Here is an 18,009-nt window from a genome sequence, read left to right as displayed (position 1 = left end):
GCCATTTGAAATTCGTGTAATCAATATTATGTTAAATTTATGCTTGACGGATATCGGATCGCAGCGTGAAAAACCTCCCCTAAATCCTTCATTAATAATGAAAACCGGCCTGCGCGACGTTCCCTCGTCCCGCAGACCGGCATGGCATCAGGACCGGCGCCTGCGCAGCCCGACCAAAGCGCCGAGCGCGCCGAGCATCAGCGCGGCGGCTCCCGGAACCGGAACCGAGGACACGCTGAGCTCTGCGGTCACGCCCTCCGCGAGCGCGCCGTCCGTCGCGAAGGGCGTGGCGCCGAACTCGCCGACCATGACCGCGATCGCTTCGGCCCGGAACTCTCCCGCCGCCGCGCCGGTCAGGTCGCCGAACCAGAGCCGCAGCGTATCGTCGCCGCTCGGGTTCTCCTCGTAGACCATCCGGGCGAGCGAGCCGACCAGCCAGTCGACGCCGCCGTCGGACAGCGTCAGGTCGGCCGTGTCCAGCCGCACGCCGTCGGCGCTGGCGAAGCCCGTCAGGAAGATCTCGAGCGGCGCGTCCGCGATCGGCGTCGCGGCGAGCGCTTCGGACGCGGTCCCGTAGACGTCGAGATAGTCGCCGAACAGCACCGCGTCCGTCGTGGCGCGCACCACCGGCAAGGCCGAAGCGCTTGGCGCGATCAGGCCCGCGGTCAGCAGCGGCGCGACGAAGGCCAGCGCCGTGAGCGTGTGAAGTTTCATGGACAAGCTCCTGATATGTCGTGGAATTAATTCGGGTGTCACGCGCCAGGAAATCATCCGGGCGCGCGCTTTCGGACCCGTGGGGCCGGTCACAGCAGGAAGGTCAGCTCGGCCAGATCGGTGACGCCGTGCACGGTGATCATGTCGTTGTCGCCGCCGTCGAGCTGCAGCAGAAGCCGGCCGCCCGAGGCGCGCCAGGACGCCACGTCGCTCTCGGCCAGGTTCAGCGCATCGATCCCGACCTGATAGTCCGTGATCGTCGCCACGTCCCGCGCCCCGTTCGACCCGAGACCGGCGAAGTCGAACACGTCGCCGCCGCCGCCGCCGGTCAGCTTGTCGCCCATGCCGCCCAGGCCACGGATCAGCTCGGCCGCATCGGTCCCCACCAGCGCGTCGCGGCCGGCGGTTCCGGTCACCTCGGTCCATTCCGGCGTCTCCGGCTCCGTCGAGGCGTCGGCGATCTTGACCAGCGACACCGCGTCGAGCGCCACGCCGTAATAGTTCTCCACCTCGGAGACCTGCTCGAAGATCAGCGTGTCGGAGCCGTCGCCGGAGCCGCCCTTGACCTCCAGAGACACGGTTTTCCATTCGTTTGCGGGCAGATCCTCATAGATCACCTCGCCGTTCCAGCGCACCTCGATCGCGTCGTCGGAGGTCGCCAGATCCGCGTCGGCGATGGAGAAGCGCAGCCGGTAGGTCGCGCCCTCCTCGACGCCCGAAATCGCCTGGGCAATCTCGTTCAGGCGAAGATAGCCGTCCATCTCCATGAAATGCATGCCTTCCAGGGCGGAGATATTGTGGTAGGGCTCCGAATGCATCTCCACCCGCGCGCCGTTCAGATCGGTCCAGCCGGTGAGCGTGCCGGCGGAATTGTAACGTCCCCAGGCCCGCGAGGCCGTGCCCGCCGGATCCTCGAAGCCGCCGTTGACGATGAGATCCTCGCGCTCGGTCGCATCGGCGGTCTGGGTCAGCGACGCCGCGCTGACCGCCGCCGTGGCGCCGGTCTCGAGCCCCTCGAACCGCAGCGTGTCGGATCCGTCTCCGGCCCCGCCTTCGACGCTCACCTCCACGCTCCGCCCGCCCGCATCGGCCGCGCCTTCCCCGACCACCGCGCCGTTCCACCAGGCCTTGACCACGTCGCCCTCGGCATCGGCCACGGTGAAGCGCAGCGCGTAGGCCGCGCCATCCTGCACGCCATCGGTCCCCACGCCGGCGACGAAGTCGGTCCCGGTCAGCAGGTCCGGCGCGGTTTCCGGCGCGATCACCGCCTGCATGCGCACATCGTCGAGCGCGAGGCCCGCCAGGTTCTCCAGGCCCGAGCTGTGTTCGAGGCTCAGCGTGCCGGAGCCGTCGCCCGCCCCGCCCTTCGCCACCAGCTCGATCCGCCGCCAGTCGGCGCCCTCGATCACGGCCTCCCAGATCGTCTCGCCGTTCCAAACGACCCGCACGGTCTCGCCGGCCTCCAGCGGGTCGGTGTCGGCGATGGAGAAAGAGATCACGTAGTCGCGTCCGTCCTCGATCCCCACCACGTTCTGGGTCAGCGCGACGTCGTTGCCGTAGCCGTCCATGTCGAGGAAGAACGTGCCCTGCGCGGCCGAAACCCCGCCCACCGTGTCGGCATGCAGCTCAAGCCGCTTGCCGCCGGCGTCGGTCCAGCCCGCGATGTCGCCGCCTTCGTCGAACCAGCCCCAGTCGCGGTAGCTCAGTCCGCTGTTGTCCTCGAAATCGCCGTTGATCAGCAGATTGGCGCCGCGCAACCCGTCGACTTCCGCCAGAACGTCGCCGTCGACCGCATCGGGTCCCTGCGACGGGCCGGCCGCGACGGCCGCCTGAGCCTCCGCCAGCCGCGCCAGCAGTCCGGGAATGGACGCGGCGACGCCCGCGTCCATGGCCGCCGTGGCCATCGCGACCAGCTCGGCGCCGGTCAGCGTTGCGCCATCGGCGAAGACCACGGCGCCGGGCTTCGCCCAGAAGCTGCGCGCCGCGTCCTTCAGGATCACCGCGTCGCCCGCTCCGCCCTCGATCGCCAGATGCCCGTCCTGCAGGCTCAGCCGCGCGTCGGCCAGGCTCAGGTCGGCGAAGCGCAGCGTGTCGTTGCCGTTGACGACCGCCAGGTCGACGCCGTCGCCCGCCGCGAAGACCAGCGTGTCGGCCCCTTCCGAGGCCAGCACGTCGGCGCCGCGTCCGCCCTCCATCCGGTTGACCCCGGCGCCGCCCAGCAGCGCGTCGTCGCCGGCGCCGCCGGTCAGCGCGTCGTCGCCGCCCTGCCCCGCCAGCAGATCCGCGCCGCCGTCGCCCCAGACCGCATCGTCGCCCGCGCCGGCCCAGACATGGTCGTCGCCCTGCATGGCGTAGATGACGTCGTCGTCCGCGCCGCCAACGCTCTCGCCCGCCTCGGCGTCGCCATAGATCAGCGTCGCGTCCGCGAGCCGGGCCGTGCCCTCGCGCGCGATGTCGGAATTGTCGGTGTAGATCGCGTCGACGCCGTAGCCCGCGAAGGTCAGGAACTGATCCACGCCGCCGGCCTGGGTCCAGATATGCACCTCCAGCCCCAGCGCATGGGCCGCGGCGACCACGTCGGCGTTCACGACGTTCGAATTCAGCGCGATCCCGTCGGCATAGGCGGCCAGCGCCGCCAGATCGGGGACCGTGTTCGCCAGCAGCAGGGTTTTGAAGTCCACGCCGGCGGCCGGCATGATGTCCTGCGTCAGCGTCCGGATCAGACCGTCGTTGAAGACATTGACGTAAACCCTGTCGGGGTCGGTGAAACCGGCCTCGACCAGCGCGTCGATCGAGGCCTGGGCCGTCGCGACCTGCTGGTCCTTCACCTCATAGGCGATCCCGATGTTGCGGCCGGTTTCCTCGGACCTTGCCACGGTCAGCGCGATGATCTCCTCGAAGGTCAGCACGTCGGGATGCGCCGCCTTGACCTCTTCATAGGTCATCGACGGGATGTCGCCCACGTCGTGCAGCGACACCAGCACCCCGTCGGCGGTCATGATCAGATCGGGCTCGATGAAGTCCGCGCCCAGGTCGATGGCATGGTCATAGGCGGCGGCGCTGTGATCGGGATAGGGATTCGCGCCGCGATGGGCGAGGATGAGGGGCAGGCTCATGCGAAGGGCTCCGGGTTCAGCAGAGGGCCGGCGTCGATGGCGACGGCGCCTGCTTTCGCGCCGTGCCCGCATTCATGCGAAACCCCTAGCTGCGATGCGCGACGTTCATACGAAACCTGCCCTCAGTTCATGTGAACCTTCCATGTCGCCGGTTCAGCGGATGCCGGCGCGCAGGAAGGCCTGGACGAACTGGCGCTGGAAGATCAGGAAGGCCAGCAGCAGCGGCGCGATCACCATCAGCGTCGCGGCGGAGATCACCGCGATGTCCACCCCGCTTTCGGGTGCGCCGAACAGCGACAGGCCCACGGTCAGCGGCCGGGTCTCGGTCGAGTTGGTCACCACCAGCGGCCACAGGAAATTGTTCCAGTGCGTCGCCACCGACACCAGCGCGTAGGCGATGTAGGTCGGCCGCGCGGCCGGCACATAGACCCGCCAGAGCACGCCCCACCAGCCGCAGCCCTCGATCCGCGCCGCCTCCTCCAGCTCCCGCGGGACCTGCTTGAAGGTCTGGCGCAGAAGGAAGATCCCGAAAGCCGAGGCCATGTAGGGCGCGCCCACCCCCAGGATGGTGTCGAACAGGCCCAGACGTGAGACCATGGCGTAGTTCTCGACGATAAGCACCTCGGGCAACACGAAAAGCTGCAGCAGCACCACCACGAAAAGCGTATCTCGCCCACGGAATTCGAACCGCGCGAAGGCGAAGCCCGCCAGGGTGCAGAGCGCCAGCTGGCCGATCAGCACCGAGCCGGTCAGCATCGCGGTGTTGGCCAGATAGCGCGGCCAGGGCGCGCCCTCCCAGGCGGTGCGGAAATTGGCGCCGGTCAGGGGCGCGCTCAGATCGAAGCTCAGCGCGGCGGCGACGTCATGGACCGACGCCCAGACCGCGAAAAGCAACGGAGAGATCCACACGAAGGCCAGCGCCAGCGCCCCGACGGCGTCGAGGTTCAGCCGGGGCGCGCGCCTGAACAAGGCCGGAGCGGCAGGGGAAACGGTCATCGGTAATGGGTCCGGCGCTCGGCGAGGAAGAACTGCGTGGCCGCCACCAGCCCCAGCGCGACCAGCACCAGCACCGTCATCGCGGCGGCGTGCGGCCCGTCGAAATAGGCGAAGGCCATCTCCCACACCCAGTAGAGGATCAGCTTGGAGGCGTCGTCGGGCCCGCCCTTGGTCAGGATGAACAGGTGGTCGATCAGCTTGACCGAGTTGATCGCGGCGTTGATCGCCACGAACAGCGTGGTCGGCGCCAGCAGCGGCAGCAGCACCCTGCGGGCGTAGGTCCAGCGCGACGCGCCCTCGATCCGGGCGGCCTCGCGCAGCTCGGGCGGCACGGTCTGCAGGGCGGCGAGGTAGAAGATCATGAAGAACCCGCTCTCCTTCCACACGGTCACGGCGATGACGCTCCACAGGGCGGTCTCGGGCTGGCCCAGCCAGTTGGTCGGACCCGCGCCGAAGAGCCCCGCGATCTGGTCGAGCGCGCCGAGGCCGGGCGTGTAGAAGAACAGCCACAGATTGGCCGCGGCGATCATCGGCAGCATGGCGGGGGTGAAATAGGCGGCGCGCGCAAGGCCTCGCGCGGGGATCTTCGCGTCGGCCCACAGCGCCATGATCAGCGCCAGCGCCATCGACAGCGGGATCGAGACGCCCGCATAGATCAGATTGTTGATCACGACCTTGGCGAAGGTCGGATCCGCGAACAGGTCCAGATAGTTGTCGAAGCCGGTGAATTCGGAAGGGTGGCGCCGCGTGCCCCGGCTCCACAGGCTGTTCACGAAGGTCGCCACCGCCGGGATGAAGGCGAAGACGCTCATCGCCGCCAGCGCCGGGGTCAGCAGCATCCAGCCGTAAAGCGCCATGCGCCGGCGGGCGGCGCGTGCGGGATCGGCGGCGGGGGATGCGGCTGGGGACATGGGTCGGCTCCGGAAGCGAAGGGCCCGGAGGCGGCGCGCGGCCGCCTCCGGGCGAAGGGGCGCATGGCCCGTCGGATGGCCCGGCTCAGCGGTAGGGCTTGAGCAGACGCTCGGCTTCCGCCTGGGCGTCGGCCAGCGCCTGGGCCGGGGTCTTGGTTCCGGTCAGCGCCGCCTGGACCGCGTTGCTCAGCGCCTCGCGCACCCGCGCCGTCTCGAAGGTCGAAAACTCGGGCACGGCCACTTCCAGCTGATCGCGCGCGACCAGCGCCGGCGGGAACTCGGCGGCGTAGGTCTTCAGCGCCTCGGTCTCGTAGGCGGCGGGGCTGACGCCGACATAGCCGGTGGCGATCGACCAGGCGGCGGCGCGCTCCGGCGCGGTCATGTACTGGATCAGCTTCAGGGACGCGGCGCGCTCTTCCTCGGAGGCGTTCTTGAACACATAGAAATTCCCGCCGCCCGTGGGCGAGCCCGCCCGCTCGGCCGAGGGCAGCATCGCCACGCCGAAGTCGAACTCGGCGCCCTTGCGCACCGCGCTCAGGTTGCCGGTCGAATGCCACATCATCGCGGTCTGGCCCTGCAGGAAGGCCTGGCGCAGCGTGCCCCATTCGATCGCGCCCTCGGGCATCACCTTGTCGGTGACGGCCAGATCGCGCCACAGTTCCAGCGCCTTCACCGCGCGCGGGTCGTCGAAATAGGTCTCGGTCCCGTCGGCGCCCATCAGCTCCACGCCCTGCTGGATCGCGAAAGCCTGGAACATCCAGTAGGGATAGCCGGTCGACGGCACCATCAGGCCCCAGGTCCCGTCATGGGTCAGCGCCTTGGCGGCGGCGATGGTCTCGTCCCAGGTCTCGGGGGCCTTTTCCGGATCCAGACCCGCGGCTTCGAACATGTCCTTGTTGTAATACATCACGATGGTCGAGCGCTGGAACGGCACGCCCCAGACATGGCCCTCGATCTCGCCATTGGCCATCAGCGCCGGGTAGAACCCCTCCAGCCAGGCCTTGTCCTCGGCCGAGGTCGCCAGTTCGTCGAAGGGCACGATCAGGTCGCGCTCCAGCAGGTCATAGGCGTCGATCGAGAACATGACGGCCAGCTGCGCCGGCTCGCCCGAATTGAGCGCCGACAGCGCGCGCACGCGGGCGTCGTCGTAGTTGCCGGCATAGACGGCGGTGACGTCGATGCCGGGATTCTCGGCCTCAAAGCCCTCGACCATGCCGTCGACCACTTCGGTCAGCGGACCGCCCACGGCGATCGGGTAATACATGGTCAGCGACACGTCCGCGGCCCAGGCGGAGGGCGCGGCGAAAAGGCAGGCGGCGGCGAGCGCGGCCCGCGCGGCGATTCTGGTCATGGAGACGTCCCTCGATCGGTTGAATGGGTCAATGCGACGACGGCCCGGCGGCGACCGGAGCGTCGGGGCCGGAGACCGGCGCGGCGCCCGGGGCGGGGGCGCGCGGCTCACCTGCCTCCGGGATGTCGGGATCGGGGCGGCGCAGGCCGCTCGCGCGATCGAAAAGATGCAGGTCGGCGTCGGACCAGATCAGCCCGACCTCCGCGCCCGGGACCAGCGCGGCGCGCCCGTCGAGCCGCGCCATCAGCGGCGCCGCCTCCGCCCCGCTGCCCGGCAGCGTGACCGAGGCGAAGCTCTCCGAGCCCAGGAACTCCACATCCGCCACCCGCGCCCGCGCCCGGCCTTCGCCGGGGGCGACCACGCCCAGATGCTCGGCCCGCACGCCCGCCAGAAGCTCCGTCCCCAGCCCGGGAACCAGCGCCTCGGCCGGGACCAGCGACATCGGCGGCGCGCCCACGAAGCCCGCGGCGAAGGCGGTGGCGGGGCGCTGATAGAGCGTCTCGGGCGGCCCCGCCTGCTCGATCCGGCCGTCGCGCATCAGCACGGCGATGTCGGCCATGCTCATCGCCTCGGACTGGTCGTGGGTGACGTAGATCACCGTCATCCCCAACCGCCGCTGCAGGGCGCGGATGTCGCGGCGCACCGACTGGCGCAGCTTGGCGTCGAGGTTCGACAGCGGCTCGTCCATCAGGCAGATCGGATGATCGGCGACCACGGCGCGGGCCAGCGCCACCCGCTGCCGCTGCCCGCCCGAAAGCTGGCCGGGGCGGCGTTTCTCCAGCCCCTCCAGCCCGGTCAGGGACAGCGCGCGGGCCAGCCTTTCGTCACGCTCGGCCCGCCCGGCGCCGCGGACCTTCAGCCCGAAGACGATGTTCTCGGCCACGTCCAGATGCGGGAACAGCGCGTAGGACTGGAACACCATCGACAGCTTGCGCGCCGCCGGCTCCGCCCCGGTCATGTCGCGCCCGTCGATCAGCACGCGGCCCGCATCCGGCGTCTCCAGCCCCGCGATCATGCGCAGGGTGGTCGATTTCCCGCAGCCCGAAGGGCCGAGCAGCGCCACGAAGGCCCCCGCCGGCACGTCGAGGCTGACCGCCTGCACACCCGCGCCGTTCCAGCGCTTCGACAGGCCCTGCAGCTCGATGCGCGCGCCGGTCATGCCGCGCCCTCCGCCGTCATCTCCGGAAACAGCGTCTCCACGCCGGTCCGCGCGATCAGCGCGGCCAGCTCGCCCTCGGGCGGGCCGTCCAGCACCAGAAGGTCGACATCCTCCAGCCGGCCCTCATGCGCGGGGGCGGAGCGGGCGAATTTCGAGCGGTCCGCCACCAGGATCGCGCGCCGGCAGCTCGCCCGGATCGCGGCGCGGGCGAGGCACTCGGCCCGGTCGAAATCCACCAGCACGCCGTCAGGCTCGATCCCGCCGACGCCGAACACGCCGAAATCGGCGCGGTAGCCGGCGAACATCGCCTCCACCTGCGGGCCGAGCAGGTCGCGGTCGGGCAGCCGCAGCATGCCCCCGGGAATGAAGATCCGGTTGGAGACGTTGCCGCTGAGAATCATCGCGACGTTGAGGTTGTTGGTCACGACCGTCAGGTCGTCATGCTCGGTCAGGCAGGAGGCGACCATTTCCGGCGTGGTGCCGATGCTCAGCATCACCGAAGCGCGGTTGGGGATCAGCCCCGCCACCAGCGCCCCGATGCGCCGCTTGGCTTCGGGCTGGGCCAGGCGGCGCGCCCCGTAGGCGAGGTTCACCGTCGCCTCGACCCGCTCCACCCCCCCGTGCCGGCGGCGCAGAAGGCCCGCGTCGCAGAGCGCCCCCACGTCGCGGCGGATGGTCTGCGGGCTGACCGAAAAGCGGTCGGCCAGCACCTCCACCGTCACGAAGCCCTGATCGCGGGCCAGCGTGACGATGGCTTCCTGGCGGGGGGACATGTTCATTCGCGCTCTCTCGAAACCATCCGGGGGCTCGAGCGAAACCTGCGCGCGTTCGTTGAAGGCCTGATGTCAGGCGGATGACATTCGGATGAAGATCATCCGCGCCCGAGGCGGGCGCGGATGCGCGCGCTCAGCTGCGGCTGGGATCGTAGGCGACCCCGGACTCGGCGTCGTCCTCTTCCTGCTGCACCCGGTCGCGGGCCTGTTCGGCGGTCGGCCAGCCATCGCGAGGAACGTTCGGGAAACGCTTGTAGAACTTGCCGAAATCCTCCGGGTCGCCGCGCACGTCGAGACGCATCGCGGCCTCCAGGCTCTCGACGCGCTCCACCGTCATATGCGCATGCAGCCAGGCCAGCGCCGCGCCCTCGGAGGACGGAACCTCCAGGCTCCGCTCCACCTCATGCGTTCCCAGCCGCGCATCGACCACCGCCAGCAGCGCCTTCATCCCCTCGCCGGTCAGCGCCGACACGCCGACGGTCTGCGCGCTGCGCCCCGCCTGGTTCAGCATCGCCATCCGCGCGTCGTCGTCCAGCAGGTCCAGCTTGTTGCGGACCTCCAGCATCGCCGAACGACGTTCGTCGCCGACCCCCAGCGCCTCTAGCACCGCGGCGACGTCGTCGTCCTGCGCGTCCGCGTCGGGATGGGACATGTCGCGCACATGCAGGATCAGGTCGGCTTCCAGCACCTCCTCCAGCGTGGCGCGGAAGGCCGCGACCAGCTGCGTGGGAAGGTCCGAGATGAAGCCCACCGTGTCCGACAGGATCACCCGGCGGCCCGACGGCAGCCGAACTTCGCGCATGGTCGGATCGAGGGTCGCGAAGAGCATGTCTTCGGCCATCACATCCGCTTCGGCGAGGCGGTTGAACAGCGTGGATTTGCCGGCGTTGGTGTAGCCGACCAGCGCCACGATCGGATACGGGATCTTGCGCCGCGCGCCGCGATGCAATTCCCGCGTTTTCACAACGGTCTCAAGGCGTCGCTCAATCTTCTTGATGCGCTCCGACAGCGCCCGGCGGTCCGCCTCGATCTGGGTTTCGCCGGGGCCGCCGACGAAGCCGAGGCCGCCGCGCTGACGCTCCAGGTGAGTCCAGGACCGCACCAGCCGGGTTTTCGCATAATTCAGATGGGCGAGCTCCACCTGCAGCACGCCCTCTCGGGTCCGGGCGCGCTCGCCGAAGATCTCGAGGATCAGGCCGGTCCGATCAAGAATCTTGACCTTCCAGGCCTTCTCCAGGTTGCGCTGCTGGACCGGCGTGACCGGGCCGTCGATGACGACCAGCTCGATCTCGGCCGCCTTGAAGCGCTCGCCCAGCTCTTCGACCTTGCCGGAGCCGAACAGACGCCCTGGATGCGCCTTGGCGAGCGGCACGACGTCGAAGGCCACCACCTCCAGTTCGATGGCGGCGGCGAGACCCACGGCTTCTTCGAGCGACCGCGCAGGCGGTCGCGCGTCGTCGCGGCGCGGAGATTTCAGGTCGGGATGCAGAACATGGGTTCGGGTCATCCCCGATGCGTTACGCCTGCTCTTCGGGCTCGTAAAGAGAGATTGGCTGCGACGGCATCACGGTGGAGATCGCGTGCTTGTAAACCAGCTGGCTCTGACCATCGCGACGCAGAAGCACGCAGAAATTGTCGAACCAGGTGATCACGCCCTGAAGCTTGACGCCGTTCACGAGGAAAATGGTCACCGGAACCTTGTTCTTGCGAATGTGGTTCAGGAAGGCGTCCTGGAGGTTCTGCTGCTTTTCGGCCGGCATTTTTTCGCTCCCTCTCTGGGGCTCAGTCTTATGGGTCGGACGCCTGCGGCGCCTCTTGGGTCCGTCGCCCCCGACGAGGTCGGGAACGGGCAGAAGCCGCCTTTATCGCGGATGAAGGGCTTTGCTGCAACTGCGAAATGAACCGGCTCCGCATAGGGCGCCGTTCACGGTCGCGTCAACGGCGCCAGTAGGCGGGGTTGCAGAGCGCCACGGCCGCCAGAACCTCGATCCGACCCAGCACCATGGCGACCATCATCACCGCGCGCGCCGCCTCCGAGGATCCCGGATAGGTGAAGCCGGTGGCGAGCGGGAACAGCGGCCCGGTATTGGACAGCGCCGCCACCGCCGCCGCCATCGCCGCGTCGAAGGTCATCCCGCAGAGCGTCAGCGCCAGCAGCGCCAGCGCCAGCGCCACCATGTATAGCATCACGTAGACCCAGGCGTTGACGATGGCCCGGCGCGACAGCTTCCCGCCCTCGGTCCGCGCCAGATCCATGCGCGACGGATGCGGCAGCCGCACCAGCTCGCCCACCCCGTGCCGGTAAAGCGCATAGGCGCGGAACAGCTTCACCCCCCCCGCCGTCGTCGCCACTCCGCCGCCCAGCGTGGCGAGGCCCATCAGCATCATCGCCGGCGCCTCCACCTGGGTCCAGGACGCCGCCGCCGACCAGTCCGACGAGATGAACCCCGAGGTCGAGAGCACGCCGATCGAGGTCACGAGCCCGCCCCAGAGCGCGCGCAACGCGAAGACCGGCTCGCGGCTGGCGACGCCGAAGCCGCCCTCCACCCAGATGCCATGCAGGAAAAGCCACAGTGTGGAGATGCCGACCGCGATGACCATCAGCTGGATCTCGGGGTCCTTGCGCGCGCCCCGCCAGTCATGCGCCGCCTCCGGTCCCGCCGACGGCCCGCGCCGACCATAGGTGAGGCGCGAGGCCCCCAGCACCAGCGCCACCACCGCCACCGCCTCCGCCGCCCGGTTGCCCTGCCCCGCGAGCCCGCCCGACAAGGGCGAGATGCCCGAGGTCGAGATCAGGCTCATCGCATGGCAGAGCGCGGCGAAGCTCGGCGTGCCGACGGCGGCGAGCGCCGCGGCGGTGGCCGCGGTCAGCCCGACATAGACCGGGATCAGCGCCCGCGCCGCGCGCGTCGTGCGCCGCCCGCCCTGCCCCAGCGCCATGATCCGGCCCGCGGCCGCGACCGGCGACGCCCCCGGCATGTCCAGCAGCTCCCGCGGGGCGAGAATGGCGACCGCGGCGACCAGCGTCGCGAAGCCCCCGGTCCAGCCCAGCAGCGCCCGCCACAGATGCAGCGACGGCGGGGCGGCTTCGGGGGCGATGATCATGCTCGCGCCGGTGGTGGTCAGGCACGACACCGCCTCGAAATACGCGCCCGACCAGCCCAGTTCCGGGGCGACCAGTCCGATCGGCACGGCGGCGAAGGCTGGGGCGGCGGCGAAGACGCCCAGCAGGGTCAAAAGTTCCGCGCGCGCATGCACCCCGATCTGGCCCTTGCGCGCCGCCATCCCCAGCGCTGCGGCGCAGAGCATCACGAAGAGGCCCGAGAACAGGAACAGCCGCGACGCCCGCCAGTCCCGCTCCAGCGCCGCCTGCAGCGAGGGCGCCATCATCAGCAGCCCCAGCCCGAAGACCACGATCAGGAAAACGGGAAATCCGCCCAGCCGCATCGGACCGGCCGGCGTCTAGAAGAAGTCGACCGAGACGCGGAAGAGCTGCTCCACCTCCCGAACCACGTCGCGGCGCGCGAAGACCACCACCCGGTCGCCCTCGCGGATCACCAGATCGCCATGGGGCATCTTCAGGCCGTCGCGCCCCAGCACCGCGCCGGCGATGGCGCCCTCCGGAAAGGCCGCGGCGCGCAAGGCCTTGCCGGCGATGGGCGAGGTCGCCAGCACCTGCGCCTCGATCACTTCGCCCTCGGCGTCGCCGACCGCGTGCACGGCGCGCACCCGGCCCCGGCGCACATGGCGCAGGATGGATGAGACGGTCGTCGCACGGGGCACCAGCAGGGCGTCGATGCCCAAGGACTCCGACAGCTCCGACCAGCTCGGGTCGTTCGCCAGCGCGATCGCCACCCGGCACCCGGCCTGCTTGCCGCGCGCGGCCGACAGCAGGTTGGTCTTGTCGTCGTCGGTCAGGCTGAGGATGGCGTCGGCGTCGCGCACATTCGCCTCCTCCAGCAGCACCGGGTCGAGCCCGTCGCCGAGCAGCACGATGGTCCGCTCCAGCGCCTCCGCCGCCGCCTCGGCCCGCGCCTTGTTGCGGTCGATCAGCTTGACCCGGGGCCGGTCGGGCCGCGCCTCCAGCATCTGGGCGACCTGACGGCCGACATTGCCGCCGCCCACGATCACCACGCGCGCGATCTTGCGCCCCTCGCGCCCGAAGAGGCTGAGCGTGCGGCTCACATCCTCCGCCGCCGCGATGAAATAGATCTCGTCGCCCGGGATCAGCTGGTCCTGGGGGGAGGCCACATGCAGCTGACCGTCGCGCCGATAGGCGACGACGATGGCCTTGAGGGTCGAGAACAGCTCCGACAACTGCCGCAGCGGCGTGTTGATCACCGGGCAGTTCTCATCCAGCCGCGTGCCGACCAGCCGCGCCTTGTGGTCGAGGAAATCCTCGATGTCGAAAGCCTCGGGGTTCGCCAGCCGGCGCATCGCCACCCGCGCCACTTCCAGTTCGGGCGAGATGATCACGTCGATCGGCATGTGATCGCGGCGGAAGAGGTCCGCCCATTGCGGGGCCAGATAGGACTGCGCCCGGATGCGGGCGATCTTCTGGGGCACCGCGAACACCGAATGGGCCACCTGGCAGGCGACCATGTTGACCTCGTCGGCGAAGGTCGCCGCGATCAGCATGTCGGCGTCCTGCGCCCCCGCCCGTCGCAGCACGTCGGGATGCGAGGCGAAGCCGACCACCCCGTTCACGTCGAAGCTGTCGGTCACGCGCCGCACCAGACCCGGATCCTGTGGCCCGCGCCGCAGATGATGATCTTCATGGGCCCTCGGGCGCGACGCCGCGCGCGAGATCCGCGCGGCCGTGGTCGGGCGGAGACTGCACCTGCGCGGGCGCCGCTGTCAAACCTCCGCGATGCCGCTGGCCGCATCCCGCATCCAGGCCTCCGGATCGAGCGGGCGGAGCGGGATCAGCCGCGATTCCTCCAGCGCCGCGGTCCGGTGACCGAGGCCCGCGAGGTATTCCGCATCATCCGCGAACCGCAGGAAGCCCTGGAGGCTCGCCTGCCGCACCACCATCGCCAGATCCCAGCGCTCGGTCTGCGGCCCGATCAGCGGCGGGCCGCCTTCGCCGATCAACAGGATCTCGCCGCTCGACGCCTCCAGGAACGGTTTCGCGTGGGCCATGTAGCGGGCATAGGCGGCGCGGCCGGTGATCGGCGTTTCGGGGGCGAGCTCCGGATGCGCCGAATAATCCGCCGCGTCGCGAAAGCGCATCAGGTTGAGCATGTCGACGGGCCCGCCGAGCGCCCGGCGCATCAGCGCGGCGCCGCCGGATTCGGTCGGCTCGACATGGCGGGCGGGGGCCGGCGGGAAGGCGAGCCGCAGGACATAGGCGCGGATATCCGCGGGCCAGCCGGAAGCGTGGCCCGCCATCGCCGCCCGGTCGCCGGCGAAGAGCGCGCGGGACGCCTCCTCGAAGCCCGGAAGGTCGCCGGCCAGCGCCGCCATCGCCTTGTATCCCGCCGCCTGCGCCGCGCGCGGATCGGGGGCGCCGGCGCGCCTTGCCGCATCGACCAGGCCGCGGATCTCGGCCGAAGCGCCGCGCCCCCGCCCCGCCAGCCAGTCCCATTGCGTGGGCGTCAGCGTGATCTCGCGCGCCGCCACGCCGAGCTTCGGCCGCCCCCTGCCCCGCTTTTCCGGCGCGGGGGGCGCGAGCCGCGCCAGCGCATCCTCCGGCCCGCCGCGCAGGTCGAGGTCGATGACCGCGCCCGTCGCGTCGTCGAAGACCAGCGCCGCGGCCTCCGGCGCGCCCGCCAGCGCCGCCTGCACCGCGACCGCCACGCGCCCCAGCGGCCCGGCGGCCAGCTGGCGCCCCTCGGAGAAGGCGGTCGCCGGCGTGGTCGCGTCGGGGCGGGTCATCATGCGGCTCCTTTGGATCGGATCGTCTTGGCCATTGACCACGCCCGCTCAGGTCTGTCAATTAAACCCGGATAAAATAAGGAGCCCCGCCGATGTCCGTCCCCCCCGACCGCCGCGCCCTCGCCGCCGGCTGGAAAGCGCGCAAGGCCCTCGCCGGCGCCTACGTCCTCCGTTGCCGCCCGTCGGGCGAGGCCTGGGTCGGTTCGTCCCCCGACCTGCCGGCGATGGAGAATCGCACCGCCTTCACCCTGCGCATGGGAAAACCGCCCCATGCCGCAATGGCGGAGGCGTTCCGCGCCCATGGGCCGGAGTCGTTCGAATGGGAGATGTTGGAGACGTTGCCCGCCGACGCCGAGGCCATCGCGAGAAAGCGCCTGCTGCGCGAGATGCGCGACGCCTGGGCGACCAAACTGGGCGCCGGAACGATCTGAGGGGGGCCGCCGCCCCCCCCAACAAGAATATCAGCCGATCTTGCGGGCCTTGGCCTTGCCCTCGTAGGGGTTTTCGCCTTTGCGCCACAGCAGGCGGATCGGCGTCCCCTCCATCTTGAAGTCGCGCCGCAAGCCGTTGACGAGGAAGCGCTTGTAGCTGTCGGGCAGCTCGTCGGGGCGCGAGCAGAACACGATGAAGGTCGGCGGCCGCGTCTTCGCCTGGGTCATGTAGCGCAGCCGGATCCGACGCCCCCCGGGCGCGGGCGGCGGATGGTTCACCGTCATTTCGTAGAGCCAGCGGTTCAGCTTCGCCGTGGTGATGCGCAGCTGCCACTTGTCGCGCGCCCGGATGATCGCGGTCCGGAGCTTGTCGAGCCCCTCCTTGCGCAGCGCCGAGACCGGCACCAGCGGCGCCCCCTTCAGCTGCGGCAGCAGGCGCTCGAATTCCGAGCGCATCAGCTTCAGCGCGCCGGTCTCGCTGACCAGATCCCACTTGTTGATGGCGATCACCACCGCGCGGCCCTCGCGCTCGGCCAGATCGGCGAGCCGCAGGTCCTGGGTCTCGAACGGCTTGTCGGCGTCGAGCAGCAGCACCACCACCTCGGCGAACTTCACTGCCCGCAGCCCGTCGGAAACCGACATCTTCTCAAGCTTCTCGGAGATCCGGGCCTTCTTGCGAATGCCTGCGGTGTCGAAGATCCGCATCGGCGTGCCGTCCCAGTCGGTGCGGACCGAGATCGCGTCGCGGGTGATCCCCGCCTCGGGCCCGACCAGCAGGCGTTCATCGCCGATGATGGCGTTGATCAGCGTGGATTTCCCGGCGTTCGGCCGGCCGACCACAGCCACCTGCGCCGGCCGCTCGACCGAGATCGCGAAGAACGCGTCGTCGAGCGCCGCCTGATCCTCCGCGGTCACGCCCGCTTCCAGCACCACGTCGACATCGGTCACCACATCGACCCGCGCCTCGTCGGGCAGCGGCTGGTTCAGCTCTTCGCGCAGCGCGTCGAGCGCGGTGTAGAGGTCGCCCATGCCCTCGCCATGCTCGGCCGAAATCGGGATCGGCTGGCCCAGGCCCAGCCGCCAGGCGTCCATGGACGCGTCCGCGCCCTGCCGCCCCTCGGCCTTGTTCACCGCGAGCAGCACCCGCGCGCCCTTCTTGCGCAGGATGTCGGCGAAGACCTCGTCCTGCGGCAGGATCCCGGCGCGGGCGTCGACCACGAAGAGGCTGGCGTCGGCCATGTCCACGGCGCGCTCGGTCAGCGCGCGCATCCGGCCCGGCAGGCTGGCGGGGTCGGCCTCTTCGAGGCCGGCGGTGTCGATGATGGTGAAGGTCAGGTCGCCGAGCCGGGCCGCGCCTTCGCGCAGGTCACGGGTGACGCCCGGCTGGTCGTCGACCAGCGCCAGACGCTTGCCGACCAGCCGGTTGAACAGGGTCGACTTGCCCACATTGGGCCGCCCAACGATCGCGAGCGTGAACATTCCGCGTCTCCCCGGCGCATCGCCGGACACAAGGGGGGACGGCGCCGCGCGCGCATCCCCGAAAAAAGGCAAAGGGCCGGCCCGCGTGATGCGGCCCGGCCAAACCATCATGAACCTGCGCTCAGCGGTAAGCCAGCAGGTCCCCGTCGTCGGTCTGCACGTAGACCGTGCCGCCGGCGACCGCCACCCCGGTCCGCGAGCCGCCCGACATCTCGATCACGCCCAGCTCCGCGCCGGTCTGCGGATCGAAGGCCATGAGACGACCGTCCGACGCGGTGACCAGCACCCGCCCGCCGGCCAGCACCGGCCCGCCATAGCCGATGGGCCGCTCGCGGTCGTCGGGATCCTCCCACTCGGTCAGGGGCGTGCGCCACAGGATCGCGCCGGTGGCGATGTCCACCCGCACCAGCGACGGCTCGGACGTGGCGGCGAAGAGCGTGTCCTCCGCCTCCCAGACCGGGGCGAGCGAGCCGAAGTTCAGCTGCCACACCCGGCGCCCGTTGCGCCCGTCGAAGAGCGCCAGCGCCCCGCCGGCATTGGCCGTGACCACCGACGGCCCCGGTCCCAGCGCGGGGGCGGAGGTCACGTCGGGAAACGCGGCCATGCCCTCGGCCTTGCCGGGCGAGACCAGCGTCGCGGTCCACAAGGTCACCCCCGACGGGGTGCGCGCCAGCATCAGCTCGCCCGAGCCGAAGGGCAGCGCCACCACGTTGTCGGTGGCCGCCGGGGCCGCGCCGCCGAGATTGCCCTGGCGGTTCAGCCCCGAGTCCTTCTGCCACGCCACGGTCCCGTCGGCGGCGTTCAGCGCCACGGCCTTGTTGTCGCGGGAGACGACGATGACCATGCCCCCCGCCACGGCCGGGGCCGAGTGGATCGGGGCCTGGACCCGATGACGCCAGATCTCCGCGCCGTCGGCCGCGTTCAGCGCCGCCACCATGCCGAAGCCGTTGGTGACGTAGACCCGGTCGCCCGCGACCGCGAGCCCGCCGCCGAAGCCGATGTCGGACCGCTCTCCCTCCGGGGTCAGATCCACCGACCAGCGCCGCGCGCCGGTGCCCGCGTCGTAGGCGCGCACGCCCGCCTCGCCGTCGCGCAGATAGACCGCGCCGCCGGCGATCACGGGGCCTGAGTCGGTCAGCCGGTCCTCGGTCCCGGGTCCGGCCGAGACGCGCCAGGCGAGGCTCAGCGCGGCGGGCGCCGCG

The 18,009-nt window shown here is 70.5% G+C and carries 15 protein-coding genes; 1 reads left to right on the top strand and 14 read right to left on the bottom strand.

Features of this window, described 5'->3' with window-relative positions; translation table 11 throughout:
• Nucleotides 1-147: 147 nt before the first annotated feature.
• From ACTB72_RS04060 to ACTB72_RS04005, 12 genes are all read right to left on the bottom strand, one after another.
• On the bottom strand, nt 148-714 hold the full coding sequence (locus ACTB72_RS04060) for a hypothetical protein (protein ID WP_463035706.1): 567 nt from the start codon (nt 712-714) through the stop codon (nt 148-150).
• A gap of 89 nt (nt 715-803) precedes the next feature.
• Nucleotides 804-3,830, bottom strand: a complete 3,027-nt coding sequence (locus ACTB72_RS04055; protein ID WP_463035705.1) for a glycerophosphodiester phosphodiesterase family protein — start codon at nt 3,828-3,830, stop codon at nt 804-806.
• A gap of 153 nt (nt 3,831-3,983) precedes the next feature.
• Nucleotides 3,984-4,826 (bottom strand): carbohydrate ABC transporter permease, encoded by an 843-nt coding sequence (locus ACTB72_RS04050; RefSeq protein ID WP_463035704.1) that lies wholly within the window; start codon nt 4,824-4,826, stop codon nt 3,984-3,986.
• Entirely contained in the window at nt 4,823-5,737 is a 915-nt protein-coding gene (locus tag ACTB72_RS04045; RefSeq protein ID WP_463035703.1) for a carbohydrate ABC transporter permease, read from the bottom strand. Before ACTB72_RS04045 ends, ACTB72_RS04050 begins: the two co-directional genes overlap by 4 nt.
• 85 nt (nt 5,738-5,822) lie before the next feature.
• Nucleotides 5,823-7,088: an ABC transporter substrate-binding protein gene (locus tag ACTB72_RS04040; protein WP_463035702.1), complete on the bottom strand. Its 1,266-nt coding sequence runs from the start codon at nt 7,086-7,088 to the stop codon at nt 5,823-5,825.
• Between the two features lie 28 nt (nt 7,089-7,116).
• Nucleotides 7,117-8,247, bottom strand: a complete 1,131-nt coding sequence (locus ACTB72_RS04035) for an ABC transporter ATP-binding protein (RefSeq protein WP_463035701.1) — start codon at nt 8,245-8,247, stop codon at nt 7,117-7,119.
• Entirely contained in the window at nt 8,244-9,026 is a 783-nt protein-coding gene (locus tag ACTB72_RS04030; RefSeq protein WP_463035700.1) for a DeoR/GlpR family DNA-binding transcription regulator, read from the bottom strand. The genes ACTB72_RS04035 and ACTB72_RS04030 overlap by 4 nt, the downstream gene beginning before the upstream one ends.
• 127 nt (nt 9,027-9,153) lie before the next feature.
• Complete coding sequence (gene hflX, locus ACTB72_RS04025; RefSeq protein WP_463035699.1) at nt 9,154-10,527, bottom strand: GTPase HflX; 1,374 nt, start codon at nt 10,525-10,527, stop codon at nt 9,154-9,156.
• Nucleotides 10,528-10,537: 10 nt separating this feature from the next.
• On the bottom strand, nt 10,538-10,780 hold the full coding sequence (hfq, locus tag ACTB72_RS04020) for an RNA chaperone Hfq (RefSeq protein WP_463035698.1): 243 nt from the start codon (nt 10,778-10,780) through the stop codon (nt 10,538-10,540).
• A gap of 175 nt (nt 10,781-10,955) precedes the next feature.
• Nucleotides 10,956-12,467: a potassium transporter TrkG gene (locus ACTB72_RS04015; protein ID WP_463035697.1), complete on the bottom strand. Its 1,512-nt coding sequence runs from the start codon at nt 12,465-12,467 to the stop codon at nt 10,956-10,958.
• Between the two features lie 15 nt (nt 12,468-12,482).
• Nucleotides 12,483-13,829, bottom strand: a complete 1,347-nt coding sequence (trkA, locus tag ACTB72_RS04010; RefSeq protein ID WP_463035726.1) for a Trk system potassium transporter TrkA — start codon at nt 13,827-13,829, stop codon at nt 12,483-12,485.
• Nucleotides 13,830-13,877: 48 nt separating this feature from the next.
• On the bottom strand, nt 13,878-14,897 hold the full coding sequence (locus ACTB72_RS04005) for a DUF2239 family protein (protein ID WP_463035696.1): 1,020 nt from the start codon (nt 14,895-14,897) through the stop codon (nt 13,878-13,880).
• 92 nt (nt 14,898-14,989) lie between these two features.
• Here ACTB72_RS04005 and ACTB72_RS04000 point away from each other — a divergent pair, with 92 nt between their 5' ends.
• On the top strand, nt 14,990-15,328 hold the full coding sequence (locus ACTB72_RS04000) for a GIY-YIG nuclease family protein (protein ID WP_463035695.1): 339 nt from the start codon (nt 14,990-14,992) through the stop codon (nt 15,326-15,328).
• Between the two features lie 30 nt (nt 15,329-15,358).
• Here the strand turns inward: ACTB72_RS04000 and der are convergent, their stop codons facing one another.
• Both der and ACTB72_RS03990 read right to left on the bottom strand, forming a co-directional pair.
• The gene (gene der, locus ACTB72_RS03995; protein ID WP_463035694.1) at nt 15,359-16,807 is read right to left on the bottom strand and encodes a ribosome biogenesis GTPase Der; all 1,449 of its coding nucleotides are present in this window, start codon (nt 16,805-16,807) and stop codon (nt 15,359-15,361) included.
• Between the two features lie 121 nt (nt 16,808-16,928).
• Nucleotides 16,929-18,009, bottom strand: a 1,081-nt coding sequence (locus tag ACTB72_RS03990; protein ID WP_463035693.1) for an outer membrane protein assembly factor BamB family protein, incomplete at its 5' end; no start/stop codon positions are given.

The sequence above is a fragment of the Albimonas sp. genome (assembly GCF_055129145.1).
The sequence above is the reverse complement of the archived record's forward strand: the minus strand, read 5'-3'. Positions and strand labels throughout refer to the sequence as shown.

Coding starts and splice junctions, on each gene's coding strand:
- ACTB72_RS04045 (WP_463035703.1), bottom strand. CDS start 5,737: ATGTCCCCAGCCGCATCCCCCGCCGCCGATCCCGCACGCGCCGCCCGC.
- hflX (WP_463035699.1), bottom strand. CDS start 10,527: ATGACCCGAACCCATGTTCTGCATCCCGACCTGAAATCTCCGCGCCGC.
- ACTB72_RS04040 (WP_463035702.1), bottom strand. CDS start 7,088: ATGACCAGAATCGCCGCGCGGGCCGCGCTCGCCGCCGCCTGCCTTTTC.
- ACTB72_RS04030 (WP_463035700.1), bottom strand. CDS start 9,026: ATGAACATGTCCCCCCGCCAGGAAGCCATCGTCACGCTGGCCCGCGAT.
- ACTB72_RS04050 (WP_463035704.1), bottom strand. CDS start 4,826: ATGACCGTTTCCCCTGCCGCTCCGGCCTTGTTCAGGCGCGCGCCCCGG.
- ACTB72_RS04035 (WP_463035701.1), bottom strand. CDS start 8,247: ATGACCGGCGCGCGCATCGAGCTGCAGGGCCTGTCGAAGCGCTGGAAC.
- ACTB72_RS04005 (WP_463035696.1), bottom strand. CDS start 14,897: ATGACCCGCCCCGACGCGACCACGCCGGCGACCGCCTTCTCCGAGGGG.
- ACTB72_RS04015 (WP_463035697.1), bottom strand. CDS start 12,467: ATGCGGCTGGGCGGATTTCCCGTTTTCCTGATCGTGGTCTTCGGGCTG.
- der (WP_463035694.1), bottom strand. CDS start 16,807: ATGTTCACGCTCGCGATCGTTGGGCGGCCCAATGTGGGCAAGTCGACC.
- ACTB72_RS04000 (WP_463035695.1), top strand. CDS start 14,990: ATGTCCGTCCCCCCCGACCGCCGCGCCCTCGCCGCCGGCTGGAAAGCG.
- ACTB72_RS04060 (WP_463035706.1), bottom strand. CDS start 714: ATGAAACTTCACACGCTCACGGCGCTGGCCTTCGTCGCGCCGCTGCTG.
- ACTB72_RS04055 (WP_463035705.1), bottom strand. CDS start 3,830: ATGAGCCTGCCCCTCATCCTCGCCCATCGCGGCGCGAATCCCTATCCC.
- hfq (WP_463035698.1), bottom strand. CDS start 10,780: ATGCCGGCCGAAAAGCAGCAGAACCTCCAGGACGCCTTCCTGAACCAC.